Origin of the sequence: Streptomyces sp. A2-16 (assembly GCF_018128905.1) — a bacterium.
Classification (GTDB): domain Bacteria; phylum Actinomycetota; class Actinomycetes; order Streptomycetales; family Streptomycetaceae; genus Streptomyces.
In genome coordinates, this window is record NZ_CP063808.1 from 729,925 (window position 1) to 746,271 (window position 16,347).

The 16,347-nt window shown below is 70.4% G+C and carries 14 protein-coding genes; 6 read left to right on the plus strand and 8 right to left on the minus strand.

Annotated features, from left to right (window positions below; all coding sequences use genetic code 11):
• Nucleotides 1–2 precede the first annotated feature (2 nt).
• From IOD14_RS03490 to IOD14_RS03505, 4 genes are read right to left on the minus strand one after another with little or no spacing between them, the layout of a single operon-like run.
• A complete protein-coding gene (locus IOD14_RS03490) occupies nt 3–4,376 on the minus strand; it encodes a Tat pathway signal protein (RefSeq protein ID WP_249125817.1) in 4,374 nt (1,457 codons plus the stop codon).
• The gene (locus IOD14_RS03495) at nt 4,360–4,896 is read right to left on the minus strand and encodes a hypothetical protein (RefSeq protein ID WP_123990998.1); all 537 of its coding nucleotides are present in this window, start codon (nt 4,894–4,896) and stop codon (nt 4,360–4,362) included. The genes IOD14_RS03490 and IOD14_RS03495 overlap by 17 nt, the downstream gene beginning before the upstream one ends.
• A 3-nt stretch (nt 4,897–4,899) precedes the next feature.
• Nucleotides 4,900–5,880 carry a hypothetical protein gene (locus tag IOD14_RS03500; protein WP_212669625.1) on the minus strand — a complete coding sequence of 327 codons (981 nt, stop codon included), beginning with the start codon at nt 5,878–5,880 and terminating at the stop codon, nt 4,900–4,902.
• A 29-nt stretch (nt 5,881–5,909) separates the two neighbouring features.
• Nucleotides 5,910–6,422, minus strand: a complete 513-nt coding sequence (locus tag IOD14_RS03505) for a hypothetical protein (RefSeq protein WP_123991000.1) — start codon at nt 6,420–6,422, stop codon at nt 5,910–5,912.
• 544 nt (nt 6,423–6,966) lie between these two features.
• Between IOD14_RS03505 and kstD the strand changes: the two genes are divergently transcribed.
• On the plus strand, nt 6,967–8,697 hold the full coding sequence (kstD, locus tag IOD14_RS03510; RefSeq protein ID WP_212669626.1) for a 3-oxosteroid 1-dehydrogenase: 1,731 nt from the start codon (nt 6,967–6,969) through the stop codon (nt 8,695–8,697).
• Here kstD and IOD14_RS03515 read toward each other — a convergent pair.
• Genes IOD14_RS03515 through IOD14_RS03525 form a run of 3 tightly spaced genes read right to left on the minus strand, consistent with a single transcriptional unit; the run spans nt 8,694 to nt 10,343 of the window.
• Complete coding sequence (locus IOD14_RS03515; protein WP_123991004.1) at nt 8,694–9,332, minus strand: class I SAM-dependent methyltransferase; 639 nt, start codon at nt 9,330–9,332, stop codon at nt 8,694–8,696. The genes kstD and IOD14_RS03515 overlap by 4 nt on opposite strands.
• Nucleotides 9,333–9,363: 31 nt before the next feature.
• Nucleotides 9,364–9,678 (minus strand): AzlD domain-containing protein, encoded by a 315-nt coding sequence (locus IOD14_RS03520; protein ID WP_123991005.1) that lies wholly within the window; start codon nt 9,676–9,678, stop codon nt 9,364–9,366.
• A complete protein-coding gene (locus IOD14_RS03525) occupies nt 9,675–10,343 on the minus strand; it encodes an AzlC family ABC transporter permease (protein WP_212669627.1) in 669 nt (222 codons plus the stop codon). Before IOD14_RS03525 ends, IOD14_RS03520 begins: the two co-directional genes overlap by 4 nt.
• 68 nt (nt 10,344–10,411) lie before the next feature.
• Between IOD14_RS03525 and IOD14_RS03530 the strand changes: the two genes are divergently transcribed.
• On the plus strand, nt 10,412–10,963 hold the full coding sequence (locus IOD14_RS03530; RefSeq protein ID WP_123991007.1) for an XRE family transcriptional regulator: 552 nt from the start codon (nt 10,412–10,414) through the stop codon (nt 10,961–10,963).
• 94 nt (nt 10,964–11,057) lie between these two features.
• Here the strand turns inward: IOD14_RS03530 and IOD14_RS03535 are convergent, their stop codons facing one another.
• Complete coding sequence (locus tag IOD14_RS03535; protein WP_003992177.1) at nt 11,058–11,261, minus strand: cold-shock protein; 204 nt, start codon at nt 11,259–11,261, stop codon at nt 11,058–11,060.
• A 285-nt stretch (nt 11,262–11,546) separates the two neighbouring features.
• Here IOD14_RS03535 and IOD14_RS03540 point away from each other — a divergent pair, with 285 nt between their 5' ends.
• The 4 genes from IOD14_RS03540 (at nt 11,547) to mqnC (ending at nt 16,343) form a co-directional block, all read left to right on the plus strand.
• Nucleotides 11,547–12,395 (plus strand): menaquinone biosynthesis protein, encoded by an 849-nt coding sequence (locus tag IOD14_RS03540; RefSeq protein WP_123991009.1) that lies wholly within the window; start codon nt 11,547–11,549, stop codon nt 12,393–12,395.
• Nucleotides 12,396–12,436: 41 nt separating this feature from the next.
• Nucleotides 12,437–14,326 carry a serine/threonine-protein kinase gene (locus tag IOD14_RS03545; protein WP_212669628.1) on the plus strand — a complete coding sequence of 630 codons (1,890 nt, stop codon included), beginning with the start codon at nt 12,437–12,439 and terminating at the stop codon, nt 14,324–14,326.
• Nucleotides 14,323–15,051 (plus strand): A24 family peptidase, encoded by a 729-nt coding sequence (locus IOD14_RS03550; protein WP_123991011.1) that lies wholly within the window; start codon nt 14,323–14,325, stop codon nt 15,049–15,051. Before IOD14_RS03545 ends, IOD14_RS03550 begins: the two co-directional genes overlap by 4 nt.
• Nucleotides 15,052–15,143: 92 nt before the next feature.
• Entirely contained in the window at nt 15,144–16,343 is a 1,200-nt protein-coding gene (mqnC, locus tag IOD14_RS03555) for a cyclic dehypoxanthinyl futalosine synthase (protein WP_123991012.1), read from the plus strand.
• Nucleotides 16,344–16,347 lie beyond the last annotated feature (4 nt).

Here is a 16,347-nt window from a genome sequence, read left to right on the forward strand (position 1 = left end):
CCTCAGTTCGGCTTGGCCACGTCGAGCCAGTAGTCGTCCTTGTCCATCACCCGGTAGTTCCGGCGGAACGTCGGGAACAGCGACATGGACTGGGTGTTCTGGTTGTTGGACATGCTCGCGCGTCCGCAGACCTCGTTCCAGGTCGGAAGGGGGTAGCGCAGGTCCGCGTGGAGCCGCCACAGGCCGTCGGCGTCCTTCATCGCGTAGGTCTGCAGGCAGTCGTCACCGGAGCCGACGGGATTGGTGCCGCCCAGCGAGCTCGGCGTCCCGCCACTCTGGTAGCTCTTGGCGAAGGCCAGCTCGTCACAGCTGGGTGTGTCCGTTCCCTTGGAGGAGAGTTCCGGTGACAGCGTGACGCTCTGGTTGCGCTCCCAGGCGGTCGGGCACATGAGGGCCCGGTTCACGTCACTCTGCTTCTTGGTCGGATCGGACGGGGACATCACGCTGTCGCCGAGGTAGGTCAGCGCCTGGCCCTGTCCCTTGAGCCCGAGGTGGGCGGGCAGTTCGTGCTGGACGAGCCACGCGTGGGCCGCCGCGGCCGGGAACTTCTGGGAGTTCATCGAGTAGGTCGGCTTGTAGTAGTCGAAGATGCAGCCGGGCGTCGTGGTGACGGTGGTGTCGCAGCGCAGTTCGGAGTACCGGTCGGTGCCGATGGCGGCCTCGGTCTCCGACGGTACGTCCGCGACGAGGGCTCCGAGCTTCCACTGCATGCCCAGCAGGTCCACCGAGAGGGACTGTCCCCAGATCATGGCCGTCTGTATCTCCCCGACGTGCCGGTCTCCGGTCGCCCAGTCCCAGGTGTCGGAGGTGTTCCAGATCTGGCTGGCGGTCGTGCAGTCGATGGAACAGACGGCGGCCGAGGTGATGGTGACGGGCGCTGTCGCTCCCACACCGGTCGCCGCGGTGGGTATGAGTTTCAGCAGGGCGTTGGAGGTCGCGTTGTCCGAGTAGGTCTTGAGTTCCGCCTGCTCGTCGAACTCCATGGTCCCGATGATGTTCTGGTCCTCGTCGACGATGACGACGGTGACGTGGTCCTTGATGCAGGCCTCGGTGCGGTTGACCCACTGCTGGCCGAGGTTGAAGGGTTCGACGTTGCACCAGGTGACGAAGCTGGCCGGCCGGTCGGCGAGGACCGCGCTGACGGAGGCGGCGGAGGTGGCCGACGGTCCGGCCGGACCGCCTCCGGCGATGACGCTCATGCCGACGTCGGTCGGGGTGGTGATGTCCGCCGGCTGGGCGGCGTTGACGTCGGGGTCGTGGAAGGTCAGGTCGGAGGGGATGCCGCTGTAGTCGCCGGGCACGAACGCGACGGCGTCGTAGGCCACGTCCTTGTCGGCGGCGCCGTCCGGAGTGGAGTTGGACAGCCGGACCTCCGGCGCCTGGTCCTTGAAGTTGTAGGCGCCGAGGGAGACCCAGGTGTTGGACTCGTTGGCGTTCTGGTCGACGGTCTTGGTCACCGTGCCGAACGGCGTGACGACCTGGTAGGAGGCGTTGGTGACCTGAGCGCCGGTGTCCGGGATGTGCACGTAGACCTTGGCCTGGCTGCCGGAGACGGCCGAGTTCAGCTTCCAGTCGCCGAGGATGGTCATGCGCCCGCCGTCGCCTCCCAGGTGGTCGGTGTCGCGTGCGTGCGTGTACCAGAAGTGCCCCTGGTAGCCGCCGCCGATCTGGTGCAGGTCGGCCTTGGCGTCGTACTGGCCGAGTCCCGGACCGGTGGCGTTCGGATCGGGGTAGAAGGTGAACTGGAACGAGCCGTCGGTACTGGTCGTTCCGCAGCTGCTCCAGGTGTTGACGCCCGCGGGGTCGGAGTCGACCACCTTCGCACCGGAGGGCGCGCCGGAGCAGACGGGTGTGCCGTACTGGAGGCGAGAGCCACGCCCGGGCTCGCTGACCAGGGTCTGGTACTTGATGTTCTCGAAGCCACAGGTCGTGGCGCAGTCGGACTTCCAGGTGGCGTTGGAGGCGTTCCACCAGTACGGGGTGTAGCAGGCGGCGTCCGAGCAGTTGGGCGGATTGGCCGCGTCACAGCCGTTCTGCGCGTTGCAGAAGGTGTCCAGCGGAGGCGAGACGTGGGCCCGGTTGTACGTCGCGTTGCCCGGGATCGTGTAGGCGCCGGCGGCGCCGTTCCAGTAGGCGGGCCGGAAGCCGGCCGAGGAGAAGCCGGACTCGCCGGGCCAGTCCTGGCGGCCCGAGGTGGCGTAGGAGTGACCGGTGTCGATGGACCAGGCGGCCCATCCCATCACCTTCTCCTCGTACGGCCACTTCTGGGGCTGGGCGGCGTCCTTGGCGGCGAGGGGGTCGACGTCGGTGTTCATGAAGCTCAGCCGGGACGCCGGATAGACCGGGTTGGCCGGGTTGTTGTACCAGCCCAGGCCCCAGTTGCCGTTGGTGCCCTCGTCCGCCTTCTTGTTGAAGCCGAGGTTGTAGTTCCACACGGCGGCGAACCAGTTCTCGGGCTTGGCCGGGTCGTCGTTGTTCACGGTGATCGTCTGGCCGGACTCGTGCACCTCGTTCCACTTGTCGGCGAGGATGTACAGCGAGGCGGCGATGTTGGTGGCGTAGTCGAGGGCGATCGCACGCTGCGTGCTGACCGGGAGGGAGGTTTCGCCCGACTTCTCGTATCCGGCCTTGCGCATGCCGTCGGTGACCTGGCCGACGCCGTAGCCGCAGTCGGACTTGTCCCAGTGGATCGTCCAGTAGTCGGCGAGCGTGCCGCCGGTCTGGTGTCCGTAGTACCCGTCGACGGCCGCGAGCGGGCTGCCCATCTGGCCCGGGATGGCGCCGGACTCGGCCTGCCACAGGTTGGACTCCTGGGCGAGGATGCCCAGTTCGACCTGTGCGGGGATACGACCGCTGCCGCCGGTGTTCAGCGTGGGGACCGGGAACATGCCCTGCGGGTCGATGGTGGAGAGCCCGGTCTGGGAGCGCCAGCCGCCCTGGGTGAGGTAGCCGGAGCGCAGGTCGCCCCGGACGGCCATGTCCACGGCCCACTCGACCTGGTTCGGGGTGGGCTGGAGAGCCTGGGTGGCGGTGTCGTTGCGGGGCACGGAGCACCAGGCGTCGGTGTCGACCGGGTCGTGGGCCCGCGGGTCGTCGTCGGCCGTGGTCAGCATGCTCATCGTCGACATCTGCGGCTTCGAGGAGCCGGTCAGCGCCGGGGAGGTCCTGCCGCCCGCGGTGGTGCCGGGCGCGGCGGCCGTCTGGGTCGTGCGCCTGCCCGTGCCCGGAACGGTGCCGGTGATGGTCAGGGCGTGGCTGACCCGGCCCGGTGTCGTCCGGGCCGCGGGTTCCCTGGTCGTGGTCCTGCTGAAGCCCCGGCCGGCGTCCTCGATGTTGTCGACGCCCGCGAGCACCGCCGGGGAGACGACGGGGTCGACGGCCAGACGTCCGCGGGTGGAGACGTCCGCGTCGGGTGAGACGTTCAACTGCTTGATGCCAGTGGCCGCGAAGCTCTTGCCGCGACTGGCCTTCCCCGCGAGGTAGACGGTGCCGTCCGTGCCCTGACGCAGGTTCATCGCGGTGAGCGGGCCGCTCGCGACGGTCGTCTTCCTGCCGTGGGCGTAGGTCTGTACGTCGGCGCCGGTGTCGCCGGTGCGGTCGATGTAGGTGACCGTGCCGTCGCCGGTCACGCGGATGCCGTACGGGGCGTGCTCGGTGGCGGCGAGCTCGGCGGTCCTGCCCTTGCGGTCGACGTGGACGAGCCGGTTTCCGGCGGCCGCGATCACCCCGTCTTTGGTGGGCACGGCGGAGGTGATCTCGCCCTTCGCCGTGGTGTCGGCGATGGTAGAGCCCTTGGTGCCCACCGTGACCAGGCGCGTCTGGGCGTCACGGAGCGCGGTGAAGGCGGCGGTGTGCGTGACCGGGTTGCAGGTCGGGTCGAAGTAGGCCAGGGAGGCGGTGAACGGCAGCTTGGTGACGCTGCCGTCGTCGAGGTTCACGACCGCCGTGAACGCACCGCCCATCATCAGGTCCGGCTTGTTGGTGAAGGTGCGGGGAGCGTAGACGACGGCCGCGTGGTGGTCGTCCATGACACAGCTGTTGCCGATCCAGGTGTCGGCCGGAAGCTGCGGCTCACTCAGCACCGTGACCGTCTTCCACGCGTAGGCGTTCTTGCTGTCCGCGACGAGCAGATGCAGTCCGTCGCTGTCGGCGGCGCTCGTCACGGCCCGGTCGCCGGAGGTCTTCCAGCCCTTGCCCAGGATGGTGTCAGGAGCCTTGACGGCCCCCTTCGGAGCAGCGGGCGCCGGTTTCGACGTGGGCGTGGGCTTGGGGGAGACGGGTTTCGCGGCGGCGGGCTGGACCTGCATCAGTCCTGCCACGGCGGCGGTGGCGGCGAGAATCGTCAGCGCTCTTCGTCTCTTACGAAGGGAGGTCACTGTGGGTCCTCTTCTGTACGTCGGTGATCGTGACGCGGATCGCGCCGGCGGGCAGCTTGTCGACGTTCCCGATCGTGGCCCGGGTCGCCATGGTGTGATGGGCCGCGAGGCCGCCGCTGGTGACGACCTGCCGGTAGGAGGCCTTGTCGGCTCCGTCGCCGATCTCCACCGTGAAGTACACGCTGTACATGGCGGCTTCGGGACCGTTGTTGGTGATGGTGAACGGGACCTGGAGCAGCTTGTACGGAAGCCGGTGGGGGGTGTAGGCGAGGACCTCGCCGTGTTGGGCGCGGGCCAACGGCTCGCCGTAGCCGTACGTGCTCGGCGCGCGTGTTCCGGCGGGCCCGGGCGTGACGAGCGTGGTGGGCAGCGATCCGTGGTCCGACACTCGCGATCCGGTGCCTGAGGCCTGCGATTCGGTACCGGAGGCATCCGAGGCGCGTACGCCGCCGTAGACCACCGCACCGACGAGGGCCGCGACCACGGCGGCTCCGGCCAGGAGGGGGCGCAGGTGCTGCATGGCTCAGTCCTTCAGGGCCTTCTGGGCGGAACCGACCGCCTGGGTACGGCGGGTACGGAGGGCGTCGAGTGCGTTCTGGTGGTCCTTGATCTGCTGTTCCTGGATCCTGGAGTCCTCGGTGAACCAGATCTTCACGAGGTCGGTGCTCTTCTTGCAGTCGATGTCGGCGACGGCGACGGCGATTTCCTCCTTGGAGGGGCTGCCGTCGGTGTGGGGGACGATCTGGTCGGCGTGGTAGGGGGTGTCGACGGTGTAGCCGTCGCCCTTCATGCACGTCGACCAGGCGGCGATGGCCTTCTGCACGGCGGGCGTCTGCTGGGACTGCGTGAGGCTCTCCCCGTCGAGCTGCGACACCAGTGAGAAGTCCATGTCCCGGGTTCCGAGTTGGTCGGCGGCCCAGCCGGCGCAGCCGTCCTGGTGGATCGCCTTGCCCTGGTAGGTGGAGGGGGCCTTCCCGGGGGCCGGGTCGGTGGGGCTGTGGCGGATGCTCGTGCGGCCGGTGAGGACCTCTGTCTGGTCCTTCGTCAGCTCGGGCATCTTGGTGCCCTCCTGGTGCTGGAGGCCGTCGGGCAGTCCGTAGCCGTACTTCTCCGCCAGCGCCCGGTCGGTGATGCCGTAGCGGCGGGGCATGTTGGAGTCGTCCGCGCTGGGCGGCGGGGTCTGGCCCGCCGGCGGGAACGTGACGTGAAGGCCGTAGTCGGCCAGACACTGGGTCTCCAGGTGCCGTTCGGCGTCGTCGAGAGCGACGGTGTCCTGGTAGGTCTCCATGTAGGCCTCCAGGGGCAGGGAGAGCCCCTTGGCGAGACCGGCGGTGGGAGTGGCCTCGGGCCAGTTGCTCTTGTCCACGCTGGAGGAGGAGTTGGCGACCGGTCTCGTCTGCGGCTCGGCGGCCGCGGAACCGGGTTTGCCTGCGGAGCAGGAAGTGATGAGGGCTGCGGTGGCGGCGACGACGGCTGTCGCCGCGGCTGTCCTGCGGAAGGGCATCGGACACGTACCTTTCGACCGGGTGGAATTCAGGCGAAGTGCTGGGAGGCCTCGTTGTTCTTCAGCGTGGAATCGAGGTCGTACCAGACGCAGTCGGCGTACGCGTCGCGGTGCGGGATGTACTGCGAATGCCCGCCGTAACCCGAGTTGAAATAGACCCGGTAGTTGTTCACCTCGGAGCAGTTCTGCATGGAGCCGGCGTTGTTCTTGACGTACTGTGCGGAGCCGCTGCCGTTGCTGTTGAAGATGTACCGGTAGGTCTCCAGAGTCGAACCCTGGTACTCACTGGTGCCGTCGTAGTCGTAGACATCGCCCCAGAACTCGGCCCAGCTCGTGGTGTAGCTGCCGCCCGAGACCGAGAGCGCCTTCGAGTTGTACATCTCCCAGAGCTCGGGCTCGTCGGAGCAACTGACCCATGGAACATCGCAGTTGGACGTCACTTTGAAGGTTCCGGCATGAGCGGGCACCGCGGTGACCAGCAGGGCCGCGGTGGCGGCGAGCACGGTCGCGGAAGCCTTCACACGCATGCGTACGTGCTTCATCGTTTCCTCTCCCCCAGCCCGACGTGCGCCGCCTGTGGGGGCGCTGTGATCGCGGGCGACGCAGAACGTAACAGGGGGGCAGGCCGCATCCGTGACGGATTCCTGGCAACCGCCAAGACGTATTCGTCGAATGGCCAAGAGAAATCAAAGTATTCTGGGCGCTGCACCGTTCTGACGGGGTCCCGATTGGGTCCTTTGTGTCAATCCGCCTGTGTGGGCGTGACGGTGGATGCGGTGCGTGGGTTCCATGGCCCGTTCCATGATTTTCCCAAGGCATTGCAGAAAAAGCGGATCAATCGTGAGGAACCGGGGTTCGGCAGTATCCGTCACGGTGTCCGCGAACGCCCGCGCCGACGGCGACAGCGCGCGCAGACCGCGTCCAGATGGGCGGCGGAGGGAACCCGCGGTCGCCGGGCGGCACTTCGAGGACATCCGCACGCACCCGGCTCCCCGCGGAGCACACCGCACGCGTCTTGACTTCTCAAGAGCCCCGCGCGACGTTCCGGACCTCTTCGTCCATACCAACCGCAGGGGGGACCCGACCATGAGCGTGACCCGAAGACACCTGCTGGCCGCCGGTGCCGGGGCGGCCGTCGCCGCCGGGGTGCAACACGGCGCGAGCGCCGCCGACCTGCCGACGATCGGGACGTACGACGTCGTCGTCATCGGTTCCGGCGCGGCCGGCATGACCGCCGCGCTCACCGCCGTGAAGCAGGGGCTCAGCACCGTGGTGCTGGAGAAGGCGCCGACCTTCGGCGGGTCCGCCGCCCGGTCCGGCGCCGGGATCTGGATTCCGAACAACCCCGTCATCCTCGCCGCCGGTGTCCCGGACACCCCCGCCAAGGCGGCCGCCTACCTCGCCGCCGTCGTCGGCCCTGACGTCCCCGTCGCCCGCCAGCGGGCCTTCCTCACGCACGGCCCCGCGATGATCTCCTTCGTCATGGCCAACAGCCCGCTGCGGTTCCGCTGGATGGAGGGGTACAGCGACTACTACCCCGAGCTGCCGGGCGGACTGCCGGGCGGCCGCTCCATCGAACCCGACCAGTTCGACGGCAAGCTCCTCGGCGCCGAACTCGCCCACCTGAACCCGCCCTACCTCGACGTCCCCGCCGGCCTGGTCGTCTTCAGCGCCGACTACAAATGGCTGGCCCTGTCCGCCGTGAGCCTCAAGGGCGCCGCCGTCGCCGCCGAATGCCTGGCACGCGGCACCAAGGCGGCCCTGCTCGGCCAGACACCGCTCACCATGGGGCAGTCACTGGCGGCCGCCCTGCGCAAGGGCCTCCTGAACGCGAACGTGCCCGTCCGTCTCAACACCCCCCTCACCGAGCTGTACGTCGAGAACGGCGCGGTCGCCGGAGCGGTGACCCCGGGCGGTCTCTTCCGGGCCCGCCGGGGCGTGATCGTCGGCTCCGGCGGCTTCGAGCACAACGCGGCCATGCGGGCGCAGTACCAGCGGCAGCCCATCGGCACGGAGTGGACCGTCGGCGCGAAGGAGAACACGGGGGACGGCATCCGGGCCGGGCAACGGCTGGGCGCCGACGTGGCGTTGATGGACGACGCCTGGTGGGGTCCGGCCATCCCGCTCCCCGACGAGCCCTACTTCTGCCTCGCCGAACGCACCCTCCCCGGCGGCCTCGTCGTCAACGCGGCCGGCCGGCGGTTCGTCAACGAGGCTGCCCCCTACAGCGATGTCGTCCACACCATGTACGACCGGAACCCGACCGACCCCGACATCCCGTCCTGGCTGATCGTGGACCAGAACTACCGCAACCGGTACCTCTTCAGGGACATCGCGCCGACCTTCGTCCTCCCCGACGACTGGTACAGCTCCGGCGCCGCCCACAAGGCCTGGTCGCTCGACGCCCTGGCCGCGTCCATCGGCGTCCCCGCCGCCGCCCTGCGTGCCACCGTCGACCGCTTCAACTCCCTTGCCCTGAAGGGCGACGACACGGACTTCGGGCGCGGTGACAGCGCCTACGACCACTACTACACCGACCCCTCGGTCCTGCCGAACTCCTGCCTGGCCCCGCTCTGGCTGCCCCCGTACTACGCCTTCCGGCTCGTCCCGGGAGACCTGGGCACCAAGGGCGGCCTGGTGACCGACGCCCGCGCCCGCGTCCTGCGCCCCGACGGCTCCGTCGTCCCCGGCCTCTACGCCGCCGGGAACGCCAGCGCGGCCGTCATGGGCCACAGTTACGCGGGCGCGGGCTCGACCATCGGCCCGGCGATGACCTTCGGGTACATCGCGGCGCGGGATCTCGCCGGGGTGCTCTAGTCGCGCCGGAAGATCAGCGCGGCCTGGCGGGTCGTCTCGTTGTCGTGGGGTTCGCGGATCGTCCGGGAGACGGGCGCGAACCCGGCCGCCGTCAGCAGCTCGCTCATGCGGTCCGGCTGCCGCCGCAGGAAGTCCAGCGTCACCGGGTGCCCCCAGGGCTTCTCGTGGCGGCGGGGCTCGTCGCCGATCTGGAAGGCGAGGAGCAGATGGCCGCCGGGGGCCAGGACCCGCCGGAACTCGGCGAAGAGGGAGGGGAGTTCCTCCACAGGGGTGTGGATGGAGGAGTACCAGGACACCGCGCCCGCGAGCGAACCGTCGGGCAGGGCGAGCTCCAGCATCGAGCCCTGCTCGAACCGCAGCCCCGGGTTCTCCCGGCGCGCGATCGCCAGCATCGACTCCGACAGGTCGAGGCCGAAGACGGACAGGCCGAGGGAGGCGAGGTGTGCGGTGACCCGCCCGGGGCCGCAGCCCAGGTCGGCCACCGGTTCGCCCTCGCCGACCAGTGCGGCGAACGCGGCGAACACCGCCCGGTCCAGCGGCTTGCCGGGGATCTCGTCGCGGAAGCGCTCGGCGTAGTCCTCGGCGATGGCGTCGTAGAAGGTGCGGGTGGCGGTCACGAAGTCGGTGTCGGTCATGGCCGGGGACCCTAACGGCCCCCACTGACACTCACCCCACCCCGGCCGCCCGCAGCACCGCCGTCGTGGCCGCCGCCCCCAGCACCACCACCACGAACGGCGCCCTGCGCCACGCCAGCACCGCCCCCACCAGCACCCCGGCCGGACGCGCCCACCCCGCGAACCCGCCGCCCTCGGTCAGCGCGCCCGTCGCCAGCAGGGCCACCAGCAGCACGATCGCGCCCGCCGACAGCAGCTCCCGCACCCGCTCCGGCAGTTCCACCCGCCCGTGCAGCAGCGGCCCGACCAGCCGGAAGGCGTACGTCCCGACCGCCAGCGCCAGGATCATGGCGACCGTCGGGCTCACACCGGCCTCCTGTTGCCGTGGACCAGCAGCCCGGCCAGCGCCACCAGCACCGGCACCCCCGCCGGGACCGCCGGGGTGACCGCCAGGGCGAGGGCGGCGCCGAGCAGCGCGGAACGTCGTACGGCCGCGTCCGTGCGCAGGGTCGGCAGGACCAGGGCGACGAGGACGGCGGGGAAGGCCGCGTCCAGGCCGTAGGTGCCGGTGTCACCCAGCGCGCTGCCCGCCAGCGCGCCCAGCAGGACCCCCGTGTTCCACACGGCGAACAGACCGAGCCCGGAGATCCAGAAGGCGGCGCGGCGGCGGGCGGGGTCGGGCTGGGCGAGGGCGAAGGCCACCGTTTCGTCGGTGACGAGGTGTGCGCCCAGCAGGCGGGAGGCGCGGCCTGGGCCCAGGAGGTCGGCGACGGCCAGGCCGTAGGCCGCCGTACGGGTGTTCAGGAGCAGCCCGGTGACCGCCGCGGCCACCGGACCGCCCCCGGCGAGCAGGACCCCCACCGCGCTGAACTGGGCGGAGCCCGCGTACACCACCAGGGACATCACCACCGGCACCCAGACCGGCAGCCCGCCGGTGACGGCGATCGCGCCGAAGGAGATGCCCACCACCCCGCTCGCGAGCCACACGAGCGCACTGTCACGGACCAAGGCCGTTCGCTCTGCCGTACGCATGTTCACTACACTGGACGCCAGACGTCCTGTTCGTCAAGGCGAACGATCGTACCGATGGAGCGAACAGCATGCCCGAACGCCCTCTGAACTGGATCGCCGCCGCGCTCCGCCGTGAACGCACTCGCGCCGGCCTTTCCCTCTCCGAGTTGGCCAAGCGCGCCGGAATCGCCAAGTCCACGCTGTCCCAGCTGGAGGCCGCGAGCGGCAACCCGAGCGTGGAGACGCTGTGGGCACTCGGGGTGGCGTTGGGGGTGCCGTTCAGCACGCTCGTGGAGCCGCCGGTGTCCTCGGTGCGGGTGGTCAGGGCGGGGCAGGGGCCGACCGTCGCCTCGGAGCGGGCCGACTTCGCAGCCACCCTGCTCTCGGCCAGCCCGCCCGGGGCGCGCCGGGATATTTACCACCTAAGGGCCGAACCGGGCGAGGTGCGTGAATCGGAGCCACACATTCCGGGGACCGTGGAGCATCTGATCGTGAGTTCCGGGAGGGTGACGGCCGGACCGGCGGGGGAGGAGGCCGAGCTGGGTCCCGGTGACTACATGACCTACCGCGGGGACATCGCCCACTCGTACGAGGCACTCGCGCCCGGCACGACCTTCGTGCTGGTCATGCAGCACACATAAAAGGCAGGAGCCCCGCTGCCGTGCGGCGCGGGGCTCCTTGGGTACTGCATTCAGGTCCGGATCAGAGGCTGGAGCGCCTATGAGACGGGATCGCTCAGACGGGGGTGACGTTCTCCGCCTGCGGGCCCTTCGGGCCCTGGGTCACGTCGAAGGAGACCTGCTGGTTCTCCTCCAGCGAACGGAAGCCGCTCGCGTTGATCGCGGAGTAGTGGACGAAGACGTCGGGGCCGCCGCCCTCCTGGGCGATGAAGCCAAAGCCCTTTTCGGCGTTGAACCACTTCACGGTTCCGGTAGCCATAAGCCCTCCTTGGGCCCAAAAGGGTTGCCCTGCTCCAGAACCTGCAAGTGTGAAAACAGTGCCGCACAACTGCATACTTCTGAAAACGACTAGAGCCCGCGGTTACATGCTCCGCAGGCTCTGTACTGCAAGGGAAACCAAACTGCAACTTGCGGCGAGCCTAGCACGCGGGCAGCCGAAAGCAATAGAGGCCAAGATCACGTCACCCGGATGTTTGAAGATCGCGTGGCGGTTGACCCCAGGGCCGAAGTCCGAAGCGTACCCCAGGGGGTCTAGTGTCGCGATGTGGACAATTCTCGCACCCGGCCGCGCGTCGGCCACATCCAGTTCCTGAACTGCCTGCCCCTGTACTGGGGGCTCGCGAGGACGGGCACGCTCCTCGACTTCGAGCTCACGAAGGACACCCCGGAGAAGCTCAGCGAGAAGCTGGTGCAGGGAGATCTCGACATCGGGCCCATCACCCTCGTCGAGTTCCTCAAGAACGCGGACGACCTGGTCGCCTTCCCCGACATCGCCGTCGGCTGCGACGGCCCGGTCATGTCCTGCGTCATCGTCTCGCAGGTCCCGCTGGACGAGCTCGACGGAGCGAGGGTGGCCCTCGGGTCGACCTCGCGCACGTCCGTACGCCTCGCCCAGCTCCTCCTCGCCGAGCGCTACGGCGTGCGGCCCGACTACTACACCTGCCCCCCCGACCTCAGCCTGATGATGCAGGAGGCGGAGGCGGCCGTACTCATCGGAGACGCGGCGCTGCGGGCGAACCTCCTGGACGGGCCGCGTTTCGGCCTGCAGGTCCACGACCTCGGCTCGCTCTGGAAGGAGTGGACCGGGCTGCCGTTCGTCTTCGCGGTGTGGGCCGCCCGCCGGGACTATCTCGAGCGCGAGCCGGTCATCACCCGCAAGGTCCACGAGGCCTTCCTCGCCTCCCGGAACCTCTCCCTGGAGGAGGTCGGCAAGGTCGCCGAGCAGGCGGCCCGCTGGGAGGCCTTCGACGAGGAGGTCCTGGAGAAGTACTTCACCACGCTGGACTTCCGCTTCGGGGCCCCGCAACTGGCGGCGGTCACGGAGTTCGCGCGCCGGGTGGGCCCGACGACGGGTTTCCCCGGGGACGTGAAGGTGGAACTGCTTCAGCCGTAACCTGCATCCGTACCTAACGGGGGACTTACGGGGGAGGCAGGATGCAGCCGCTCGGCGTCGACGAGCCCACCGCCGTGGGGCCCTACCGGCTGCTCGGCCGGCTCGGTTCCGGCGGCATGGGCCGGGTCTATCTCGGCCGCAGCGCCGGGGGCCGCACGGTCGCGGTCAAGATCGTGCACCCGCACTTCGCGCTCGACGAGGAGTTCCGCGCCCGCTTCCGCCGCGAGGTGGACGCCGCGCGCCGAGTGGGCGGGGCCTGGACCGCGCCGGTCCTCGACGCCGACCCTGAGGCGGCGGTGCCGTGGGTCGCCACGGGCTACGCGGCGGGCCCCTCGCTGGCGACGGCGGTCGCGGACGGGGGTCCGCTGCCCGAGCATTCCGTACGCGTGCTGGGGGCGGGCCTCGCCGAGGCGCTCGCGGCCGTGCACGAACTGGGGCTGGTCCACCGGGACGTGAAGCCCTCCAACGTCCTGCTCACCGTCGACGGCCCCCTCCTCATCGACTTCGGCATCGCCCGCGCCACGGACGGCACGGCGTCCCTCACCTCCACCGGCGTCTCCATCGGCTCACCCGGCTACATGTCCCCCGAACAGATCCTGAGCAAGGGCATCTCGGGGGCCGCGGACGTCTTCTCCCTGGGCGCGGTACTGGCGTTCGCGGCGACGGGAGTGCCGCCGTTCCCGGGGGACTCCTCGGCCTCCCTCCTCTACAAGGTCGTCCATGAGGAGCCCGAACTCGGACCGCTGAGCGGAGAGTTGCGGGACGTCGTGGAATCCTGCCTGGTCAAGTCGGCACCGGAGCGCCCGACTCCGGGCGAGCTGGCCCGGCGGCTGGCTCCCCAGGGCGCGGCTCGGCTGGTGGCGGCGGGATGGCTGCCGGGGGCACTGGTCGAGCAGGTGGGGCGCAGCGCCGTACAGCTGCTGAATCTTGAGGCGGCGGGGGAGGGGACGGGCGAGCGGCCGTCCGGGCCGGTGGGGTTCAGCAGCCCTTCGGTGGGCGGGGGGTCGGCGGGGGCGTCGCAGACGGGATCGGAGCAGGCGTCGGGATCGGTGGGGGCGATCGGTGCGTTCGGGCCGCCGCCGGTGATGCCGGCCGTGTCCGCGGGCGCCCCACCGGCCTCTGCCTTCGGGCCCGCGGCCCACCCGATCACACCGCCGGACGGCACCGGCGCGCCGCTCGTGCCCGAACCCCGCGACGCGGTGCCGCAGTCGGGCCCGTCGCCCGAGACGGTCGTGCCCTCCGACCGGCGCGCCGGTCCCGGCCGGCTCTCCGTCTCCGTGGCCGCCACCTCCACGTCCGCGGAGGGCGGTCGCGGTCGTCGGATGAGCTGCACCGTGGCGCTCGCCGTCGCGGGGGCGCTGGCCGCGGTGACCGTGGGGTCGGTGTTCCTGTTCGATCTGCTGCCGGGCCGGGGCGACGACGACTCGGCGAGTTCCCCGCCCGGCAGCGACGCGTACTCTTCGGCGCCGACGTCCGCCCCCTCGGCCTCCGCACCGTCGGCGTCCTCCTCGGTCGCCCCGTCGCCGTCGGGCGGGACGACGAGCGAGGCGTCGAGCGAGCCGTCGAGCGGGGCGGCCAAGGTCCCCGCCCGCTACCTCGGCACTTGGGAGGGCCAGGGCAGCGGACTCGGCGGCAGCGTGCCGATGGGGACCTTCCGGATCACCGTCAAGAAGGTGGCCGTCGGCGAGGAGCTGGGCCGGCTGGTGCAGACCGACCCGATCGGGGCCCAGTGCACCGACATCCTCACGCTGAAGCAGGTCACGGACACCGGGCTCGTCACCACGGCCGTCGGCGCGAAGGACAACCACGCCGGCTGCAACCCCATCGCCCACACGGTCCGCCTCACCCCGGCCGGCGACGACCTGAAGTACACCTCGGAGAGCTCGGCCGAGGGCTACCCCGAGGCACGGATGTCGAAGGTCGGGGAGTGACCGCACTGCTCATCGCCGTCGCCGCGCTGTGGGGAGCGGCGACCGGCGCCCTGCTGCCGCGCCCGGCGTACCGGTTCTCCGTGCCCTCGGAGGAACCCTGGCGGCGGACCTGCCCCGGCGGGCACCCCCTGGGCGGGTGGCTCGGGCGGGCACGTTGCCGCACCTGCGGCACGCGGCAGTCGTACGGCCCCGGCGCCCCGCTCCTCGCCACCGTCACCGCCGTCGTCTGCGCCGCCCTCGCCGCGGCCACCGGCACCCGCCCGGAGCTCGGGGTCTGGCTGCTGCTGGCTCCCGCGGGCGTCCTGCTGGCCGTCGTCGACCTGCGGGTACGCCGGTTGCCCGACCCGCTCACGCTGCCCCTCGCGGCGGTCGCGCTCACCCTGCTCGGGCTGGTCTCGCTCGTGCCCGAGCACACCGGGAACTGGCCGAACGCCGCGCTGGGCACCCTCGCGCTCGGCGCCGGCTACTACGTGCTGTGGCGCATCAACCCCGGTGGCATGGGCTTCGGCGACGTGAAACTGGCGCTCGGCGCGGGGGCGGTCCTCGGCTGGTACGGCTGGGACACCGTGCTGCTCGGCACCTTCGCCGGCTTCCTGCTCGGCGCGCTGTACGGCGGTGTCCTGGTGCTGACGGGGAAGGCCGGGCGCAGGACGGCGATCCCGTTCGGGCCGTTCCTGATCGCGGGGGCGTACGCGGGACTGCTGATCGGCGCCTGCACGGCCTGAGAGCGGGGGCGCACGGCCTGAGGTCGGGCTCGTCACAGGGCTGGCGTAGGCTGGCCGAGACCGTCCGAACCCTTGACGAAAGGCACGCCCCGGTGAGCGAGAAGGCCGACCTTCAGTCCGTCCTCGACCGTGCCGCGGAGGGTGGGCGCATCACGCCCGAGGAGGCGCTCGACCTCTACCGCGACGCCCCGCTGCACGCGCTGGGCTCCGCCGCGGACGCCGTGCGCCGCCGTCGGTACGCGGGCACGGAGCACATCGCGACGTACATCATCGAGCGCAACATCAACTACACGAACGTGTGCGTCACGGCGTGCAAGTTCTGCGCCTTCTACGCCCCGCCCACCGCCAAGGACAAGGGCTGGACCCGCGACCTGGACGACATCCTGCGCCGCTGCGCGGAGACCGTCGAACTCGGCGGCACCCAGATCATGTTCCAGGGCGGCCACCACCCGGACTACGGCGTCGAGTACTACGAGAAGCACTTCGCCGCCATCAAGAAGGAGTTCCCCCAGCTGGTGATCCACTCGCTGGGCGCCTCCGAGGTCGAGCACATGGCCCGGATCTCCGAGGTGAGCGTGGAGGAGGCCATCACGCGCATTCACGCGGCCGGTCTCGACTCGTTCGCGGGCGCCGGCGCGGAGCTGCTCCCCGAGCGTCCCCGCAAGGCCATCGCCCCGCTCAAGGAGTCCGGCGAGCGCTGGCTGGAGATCATGGAGACCGCGCACCGGCTGGGCGTGGAGTCCACCTCCACCATGCTGATGGGCACCGGCGAGACCAACGCCGAGCGCATCGAGCACCTGCGGATGATCCGTGACGTGCAGGACCGCACCGGTGGCTTCCGGGCGTTCATCCCGTACCTCTACCAGCCGATGAACAACCACCTGAAGGGCCGCACCCAGGCCACGATCTTCGAGTACCTGCGGATGATCGCGATCGCCCGGCTCTTCATGGACAACATCGCCCACATCCAGGGCTCCTGGCTGACCACCGGCCAGGACGCGGGCCAGCTGACCCTGCACTACGGCGCCGACGACCTCGGCTCGATCATGCTGGAGGAGAACGTCGTCTCGGCGGCCGGTGCCAAGCACCGCTCCAACCTCCAGGAAATGATCGACATGATCCGTACGGCGGGACGCGTCCCGGCCCAGCGCTCCACGACGTACGAACACCTCGTCGTCCACGACGACCCGGCGAACGACCCCGTCGACAAGCGGATCGTGTCCCACATCTCGTCGACGGCGATCGAGGGCGGCACGGCGCATCCCGAGCTGAAGATCCTCACGTCCAACTAGGCCT